Annotated in this window: 6 protein-coding genes; 2 read left to right on the plus strand and 4 right to left on the minus strand. The window is 67.5% G+C overall.

The features are described from left to right. Window positions 1–244 precede the first annotated feature (244 nt). Window positions 245–463 (minus strand): hypothetical protein, encoded by a 219-nt coding sequence (locus tag AB0L95_RS41465; protein WP_365171771.1) that lies wholly within the window; start codon window positions 461–463, stop codon window positions 245–247. 408 nt (window positions 464–871) lie between these two features. Then, window positions 872–1,639: a glucose 1-dehydrogenase gene (locus AB0L95_RS41470; protein ID WP_365171773.1), complete on the minus strand. Its 768-nt coding sequence runs from the start codon at window positions 1,637–1,639 to the stop codon at window positions 872–874. Window positions 1,640–2,360: 721 nt separating this feature from the next. Between AB0L95_RS41470 and AB0L95_RS41475 the strand changes: the two genes are divergently transcribed. Beyond that, on the plus strand, window positions 2,361–3,056 hold the full coding sequence (locus AB0L95_RS41475) for a hypothetical protein (RefSeq protein WP_365171775.1): 696 nt from the start codon (window positions 2,361–2,363) through the stop codon (window positions 3,054–3,056). Window positions 3,057–3,469: 413 nt separating this feature from the next. Here AB0L95_RS41475 and AB0L95_RS41480 read toward each other — a convergent pair whose 3' ends face one another. Then, window positions 3,470–3,592 (minus strand): hypothetical protein, encoded by a 123-nt coding sequence (locus AB0L95_RS41480; protein ID WP_365171777.1) that lies wholly within the window; start codon window positions 3,590–3,592, stop codon window positions 3,470–3,472. Between the two features lie 461 nt (window positions 3,593–4,053). Next, entirely contained in the window at window positions 4,054–5,181 is a 1,128-nt protein-coding gene (locus AB0L95_RS41485; protein ID WP_365171779.1) for a PP2C family protein-serine/threonine phosphatase, read from the minus strand. Between the two features lie 630 nt (window positions 5,182–5,811). Between AB0L95_RS41485 and AB0L95_RS41490 the strand changes: the two genes are divergently transcribed. Next, window positions 5,812–6,765, plus strand: a complete 954-nt coding sequence (locus AB0L95_RS41490; protein WP_365171781.1) for a hypothetical protein — start codon at window positions 5,812–5,814, stop codon at window positions 6,763–6,765. The last annotated feature ends 607 nt before the right edge of the window (window positions 6,766–7,372 follow it).

Genomic DNA, 7,372 nt, shown 5'->3' on the forward strand with positions numbered 1-7,372 from the left:
GGTTGGTGCTGGTCATGAGGGGGTGGTTCTCCTGTCGTGCCCTCTCAGGCTAACCCGACGAAGCGGGACGTCTCACCCAAGGCTGACAGAGAGGGGTTGCCCGGCCCTTCTCCCGCAGGGAGGCCAACGTTCCAGACGCCACACCCACCGGCACACGACAGCCACCCGCAGACGAAGCCAGACCCCACCGTTCACTGATGGCACCGCTCCCCCATCAGCGGCCGGACCGGGCGCCGGGAAAGCATCAAGCTTCCAACGCGGTCCGCTGGCCCTGGCGCAGTCGGATCGAGTGAGCGGGCATCCAGAAGTCCGTGCCAAAAAGGCCATGCCTGATGGTGCAGCCGGCCGACTGGGTGGCCGCCCTCGCCGCGAGAGCGGCGCCCTTGGCCGCCTCGGCCGCGTCCTGCTGGGCGGTTGCGGCGACACCCGCGGCCTGTGCGACGCTGCCGCGCCTGCGAGACATACGTGGCGTCGAGCAGGCCCTTGCGCTGAGCCTGGCACTGGCCGACCCGGACGAAGCCGTGCAGCAGGCCCGCCGAGGCCCTCGAAGGCGATACAGGCGGCGGACTTCAGCTCCGGCCCCCGCTGTCGGCCAGTTGCGCGGCACGCACACGCTCGTCCTGGATCCGGGCCCGGTACGCCCTCGACCTCGGAAACACCCTCGACCTCCTGGCTGTGTCAGTTTCTGAGGGAGTCGTTTCGTTGTGACTCCGGGGGTCGTTTCTCGGGGAGCGGCGTGATCAATGTCAGTGGCTTTTGATGTCGCTCGTGTGCTGTGGGGCCGCCCGCTTGGTCATGATGAGAACCGGAACATCCCGTTGGGCGGGCACTGCGCCGCCGAGGCCGACACGACTGGCGCCGTCCTCGCGATTCACCTGCTCGGGAACAGGGGCCCACCCGCCATGAGGCCGCCGTCGATAGGGAGGATGTGCCCGGTGACGTAGCTCGCCTTGTCGGAACCCAGGTACTGGACAGCCTCGGCGATCTCCTCCGGCGTGCCCGCCCGGTGCATGGGCAGCACCGAATCGACCGCGTCACGCGCCGTGTCGTCGCCGGTGAACCGCTCGTACATAGCGGTCCGGGTGTAGCCGGGCGCGACCGCGTTGACCCGGATACCGTGAGCGGCGCCTTCGAGTGCGGCCGCCTTGGTGATGCCGGCGACGGCGTGCTTGCTCCCGACGTACAAGGTCGCCCCGGGGTATCCCATCAGGCCGAAGGTGGAGCTGACGTTGACGATGCTGCCGCCGCCCTGTTCCCTCATGACCCGGAACTCGTGCTTCAGGCACAGCAGCGTTCCCTTGACGTTGGTATCGAAGGTGGCCTGGTAAGCCTCGTCGGTCACCTCGGTGACAGGGCCCGGTGTTCCCTCCGTGCCGGCGTTGTTGACGGCGACATCGATCCGCCCGAACCGCGCGACCGCACGGTCGACGAGGTCCTTCACATCGGCGTCGAAGCGGACGTCGGCACGCACGAACTGCGCCGGGGCGCCGAGGTCGGCCAGCTCCCTGGCAAACTGCTCACCCACGTCCTCGTGGCGGCCGGAGACCACAAGGTTCGCGCCTTGACGTGCGTAAGCCAAGGCGGTGGCGCGGCCGATACCGGTGAGCGCGCCGGTGATGAGGACGACGGGATCAGACACGTCGAGGGTCCTTCCTGCAACCACCCAGGTGAACGACGGGCAAGCGGTTCGGAACCCGCACGACACTGGGTTCCTCTTCAGGCCGGGGCGTATCCACCGGTACGCCCGCAAGGCAAGGTGTCCCAGCCGGACGACAGTCGCATCGGACCCGACCGCCGTATCCATCGAACGGCGGCACTCGATGGCCCGTATGGCCCAGGGACAGCGGCCGGGACAGACGACCCGAATGCGGTCACGCCGACGGGAGGCGAACGCCGCAAGCCCCCTGATGACATCAAAACAAACTGACATCGCAAACTCGCTCAGCCAGTGACTCCCACAGCCGCATCGAAACGACTTCCACGGTCACGCACAAAGCCAACCTCCCCTACCACCGCCCCGGCACCCTCCCCGCCCACAGCCCCCCACCTCCACCAGCGCACCGCCGGCGGCATCGGGCTGCGCAGGCTCCCCAGCCTCCGGCGGCGGCCCGCTGCCATGTGACAGCGACGGTGACGTCGATGCCGAGGGTGCGGTCATACACCGTCGACCTCGCCAGCCCCGCTGCCTAGACAGCCATCCCAGCCATCCCGCGATCTCGGGAGTGTACGGAACTTTGTGAAAGTCCTCGACTTTCACAAAGTTCCGTACACGCCCTCGCCGTTTTCGCAGGGTCACTCTGGCGGTTGTAGCTGCTGGTGTTTGGGGCCTGTGGTCTTGGCGCCGGCCCTAGGGTGAGGCTGTGGATGAGCTTGTAGAACGGGTACGGCAACTGGACCAGCAGGGTCGGTCGGCGAAGGCGATCGCCAGGACGCTGGGGGTGGGCGTCAGGGATGTCGTCGGGGTACTCAACGGCGCTGTGCAGGTCTGGGTGTCGGGTCGTGGCGAGCCGCGTTGCTGGGTAAACGTCGGCTGGAGCCGTAGTGTGGATCTTGAGGGTGCGCCACAGTGGACAAGCCTTGACCCGGGGGCTTCCGACGCCGAGGAGGTACGCGGCCTTGTCGCCGTGCTCGTCGCCGCGGACAGCGCGCGCTCCACGAAGGCCCAGGTTGCCGGGTTCCTGCTGGATGTGTGGTGCCTGGGAGTAAAGAACGCGCTGCCTCCGGAGCCGATGACCCCGAGTCAGCTGGCTGCGCACCGGCACGCCTACTTCAGCGCCTTCGAGGGGCATGTGCAGGTTCCCACCGAGCTTGCCCGTGCCCTGGTGTTCGGCGCCGCCGACTACGCCCACGAGCTCGGATTCGCTCCCGAGGCGGACTTCGATGCCGCCGCCGTTATGCTCGGTGAGCCAGCCGGTCCCAGCCCGATCCGCTTCGGTCGTGATGGCAAGCCGTTCTACGTCAACGGCCCCTACGACGATCCCGGTGCGATCATGCGGACCTTGCGACACGCCGTCGGCGACGATGGCTTCCACTACACCCTCGCCTTCCCCGAGTAGCCGCGGCGGCGTCGGCTGTTCCCGGCGCGCCGGTAACCGTCCGGGGCGCGTCAGCTGGCAGACGATCACCTTGGCGGGTGACGGGCCGGCTGGTTCGGACTGTCCGCAGACCGGACGGCGGCAGCATCAGCGGTGCGGCGACCACACCAGGGAGGGGATCCGCCGATGCTTCCGAGTCCGCCGGTACCGGCGTCCTTGCTGGCCGTGTTGGAGACGCTGCGTGTGTTCACCGCGCCGAGCTTCGCGACCTTCACCGCGATGGTGACCGGATTGGTCGCGATCCAGGACGCTTCCGCCGTGATCACACCAGCCACGATCAAGATCGTCTCACTGCACGGTCACGTGAGCGAGCCGGACCGGCCGATGCCCGCCCCTTCACTCATCATCAATGGCGACCTCCAAAGGCTGGGAACTCAGGCGACCGACGCCCTGAAAGGATCGGTAGGAACGATCTGGGCCTCGTCGAAAAGCCGCTCCAACGCCTCCTGCCCGTAACGCCTTCGGAAGGCGATCTCGGCAGCCGTCACCGGCAGCATCCACAGAATGCGGGCGTGCCCCCCGGTAGGCCCAACCGTCGCTGCGGGGGCCGGGCCCCACCACGACAATCCGCAGATCGGGCACTACCTCTCGCCGTTCGGGTCCGAGGTCGTAATCGACGACCTCCACACCATGCCCCGTGAAGAACGCCCGCACGTGTGACACAACAGCCGTGGCGGCCGACAACCCTTCCACACTCACCGCGCGATCATCCCAGACCACGACCGGCCGCCAACCGGTGACACAACGTCAGGAAGCCGCCGGCCTCAGCCGCAACTACGCGAAGCCTCAACAAGCGGTCACAGACCGGTTGCCATCAGCGGCGTGCCGTACAACTCTCCGGACCCAGACGACTGCCCCAACCGCTCCCGGAACGTCGATCGGGTGGTCTGCTCCGGCACCGGCGGCGTGAACGTGTCGGCACCAAGATCAAACCCGCGTGCTGTTTTCCGGCACGCTCCTAAGCGAGGCGGTCTACGACGACCATCGCCACATCGTCTGCCAGGGAGCCCTCGGTGTGGCGGATCAGTTGCTGGTGCAGATGTTTTAGGAATTCCTGGGGGGTACGGGCGTGCGCCGTTTCCATGACGTCCGGCAGGGCGAAGAAGTCGTTGTAGCGGTTGCGGGCCTCGATCACACCGTCGGTGTACAGCAGCAGACGGTCACCGGGTAGGAACGGATGGCTTTCGGGTTTGACGGGATGAGGGGGGATGAGGTCTTCCAGTCCGAAGGGTGGCAGCGGGCAGGTGGGCATCAGGGCATGAACCCTGCCCTGATGGAGGACCAGGGCAGGTGGATGGCCGCGGTTGACCAGTTGCATCGTGGGTTCGTGCGGCAGTACCTGGGCTATGAGCGCGGTGGTGAATCCCTCCATCAGGGCTTCCTCGTCGAACGCACCCGGCACGGCGGCCTCCCGTTGCAGTGCAGCCGCGCAGTGGTTCACGACCTCCACCAGATCACCCTCGTAGTGCACGACCTCCCGGAAGGCACCCAACACCGCCGCGACCTCTCGTACGGCGTTCAGCCCTTTGCCTCGGACGTCCCCCACGATGATTCGGACACCGTATGGGGTCTGCACGGCTTCGTACAGATCACCGCCAACCTGTGCCTCCGCCTCTGCCGCAAGGCACAGGCTGGCCGCCCGCACCGGGCCCAGCCTGGCGGGGACAGGCCGCAGGATGACCTCCTGCGCCGCCACGGCGATCCGTCGGACCTGGTCCAGTTCGATCCTCCTGCGTGTGGCGATGGCACTGCTGGCCATGACACTGGCCACGGACACCAGGGCAATGGCCAGCAGGTTGGTGTAGACCTGTTGGGTACCCCAGGCGTGGTTGTAGGTGGCGGTGGTCACGCTGACGGCCAGAGCGAAGACGGCCGCCGACGTGGTGCCCTTCGGGCCCATGGTCACCGCGGCCAGCGCTGGCGTTGCGGTGAGGATGGGGCCGGTGTACAGAAAGTGCGCCGGCGACAGCTCGATTCCCACGACGAACAGAGCGAGCGCGAAGGGCACACACTGCGCGAGGGTGCAAAGGAACCCGCTGTGATCGCCCGCTCGCAGCTCAGGGTGCGGACGGAGAAACCAACGCATGGGTACAGCCTGCCTCGCTGGCCTTTGGCGCGCACCCGGCTGCTCGCCCCGCTGCGGCCGTCCTCGGCCCGATCGAGCCGGATTTCGCCTTCCCCCGTGAGCACTCTCCGTGAAGTGGCCGTGTTGGCGGCGGTCCCCACGGCGACGCCTTCTTCGCCCGTCAACGGCATGCCGCCCTCCGCGCGATCGCTGTCGGGTCGGCTGTGTTGCACGGGTCCGGCCACGGTGAAGCAGCCGAGCCCTATTTCTCCGTGCGGGCGAGCATGTCCGCCGCCTCCACCTCCTGGAAGGAGCACGTCCAACGAGCCTGCCGTGCGGTGCGGGTGCAGCCGATCCCGGGGGATGCGCCGCGGCTGGGGCTCTGCTTCGAGGTGTCGGGGCGGGCGCAGCCGGGCCATGCCGTGGGCGGCCCGCGATCAACGCCCTGGGAGTGCTGCGGGGGATGCCGGATCCTGGCCGCTCCTCCCGGGAGCGGAGCTTGCCACCCCGAGGGGTACGAACAGTGACATAATGGTGACAGGATGGATGCGGTGTGGTGTCTGCCGCCTCTCGTTTGGCAAAGAGAGGTCTTGGGGACTCGGTCCGCCCTGTCGGGTGCGGGATGGTGCGGTGTCGGGGGAGGGCGGCTGGATGCGGCAGGCGAGCGTGCTCGATGTCGGGTGCCACAGCGCTTTCCTCACTGTTGTGCGGTGGCGACCGGGTGCGGAACTGGAGCCAGTCTTCTCGCACAAGGTGCGACTGCGACTGCACGAGGCACTCGACGGGCAAGGGCGCCTGGGCAGGGCCGGGGTTAAGAGTGTGCAGCGGGCTGTGGCCGAAGCGATCGATGCGGACCCGCGCCTGCGTCCGCGAGAGCTCTTCGCATTTGCCACGTCCGTAATCCGGGATGCCCCCAATCGCGATGAGGTCATCGCACGGGTGGCCCTCTCGACCGGTACATGGCTGCGGGTGCTGCCCGGCGAGGAGGAAGCCCGACTGGCCTATGTGGCCGCACGCCAGTGGGCGGGGTGCGCGGGAGGGCCCTTGTTGGTACTGGACATCGGCGGTGGCACCGTGGAGGTCGCCGCGGGGACGGGTGATCAGCCCCGCGTGGTGCGTTCACTGCCGCTGGGTGCACGAACGATCACGCGCAATTGGCTCCCCGGCGGTACGGTCACGTCCACGCGGAGCCTGACAGAGGTCCGGCAGCATCTGCGCCGCTCCTTGAGCCAGGTGCCCGGCGTGCCGCAGGCCGAGCGAGGGGAACGTGTTCTCGGCTGCTCCAAAACCTTCGAGCAGCTTGCCCGGCTCACCAATGCCCAGCGGAACAAGCCACGGCGAAGGCCACGACGGCTGACGTTGCGTGAGCTACGCGCGGTGATTCCTTTGCTGGCCGGCGTCGGCCCGGAGTGCCGTGCCGCGCTGGCGGGCATCTCACGGCACCGCGCCGAGCAGTCCCTGGCGGGAGCGCTGGTCGCCGAGAGCCTCATGGAAGTGTGCGGTGTGGAGAGTGTTGAGATCTGTCCCTGGTCCACCCGGGAGGGGCTACTTCTTGAACATCTGGGCGTCATCGGCAACCCAGTCCATCACCGACGTGCCAGCTGATCCCAGCAGACAAAGACCCCGGCGTCGTCACCGACCGCCTACTGCCCATCGTTGACAACCGAGGCCGACACCGAGGCGACCGCCCAGGCCGACGCCAACCAGCCCGGGGCCGCACCCAAGCCCGACGTCAGCGCTTTGGAGCGGAACGCAGCAATCGCGGCACAGGGTTTGGCTACACTGCGCAGTGGCCGCGATTCGACCCTGTGATCCTCAACCCGCGCGGTGGCGAGATTCCGCGTGATCACGAGCACTGTCCGAGCAAAACCGCGGTTCTGTGAGCACTGACTCAACGACCGCCCCGGCTCGCGAAGGTGTCGACGTTCATGTAATTCGGCTCTGTCGAGGATCTTGTGACGTCACCTGCCCGACCTGGGTATCTACCGAGTGTGAACCGCCCCGGTTCGAATAGAGACTCGATTTCATGAAAGGATCGAGTCATAGCACGACCTTCCCGTTACCCGCTTGAGCTCCGCCGCCGTGCGGTGCGCATGGTCGCCGAGGTGCGCGACGACTACCCGAACGAGACGGCCGCCTTGCAAGCGGTGACGGAGAAGCTCGGCATCGGCTCCCGCGAGACGCTGCGGAACTGGGTGAAGCAGCACGAGAT

Source organism: Streptomyces sp. NPDC052036 (assembly GCF_040680495.1).
In the GTDB taxonomy this organism is placed as follows: Bacteria; Actinomycetota; Actinomycetes; order Streptomycetales; family Streptomycetaceae; genus Streptomyces.

What these genes read in the sequence shown, in the direction of transcription:
- AB0L95_RS41465 (WP_365171771.1), bottom strand. Translation starts at nt 463, where the DNA reads ATGTCTCGCAGGCGCGGCAGCGTCGCACAGGCCGCGGGTGTCGCCGCA.
- AB0L95_RS41490 (WP_365171781.1), top strand. Translation starts at nt 5,812, where the DNA reads ATGCGGCAGGCGAGCGTGCTCGATGTCGGGTGCCACAGCGCTTTCCTC.
- AB0L95_RS41480 (WP_365171777.1), bottom strand. Translation starts at nt 3,592, where the DNA reads ATGCTGCCGGTGACGGCTGCCGAGATCGCCTTCCGAAGGCGTTACGGG.
- AB0L95_RS41485 (WP_365171779.1), bottom strand. Translation starts at nt 5,181, where the DNA reads ATGCGTTGGTTTCTCCGTCCGCACCCTGAGCTGCGAGCGGGCGATCAC.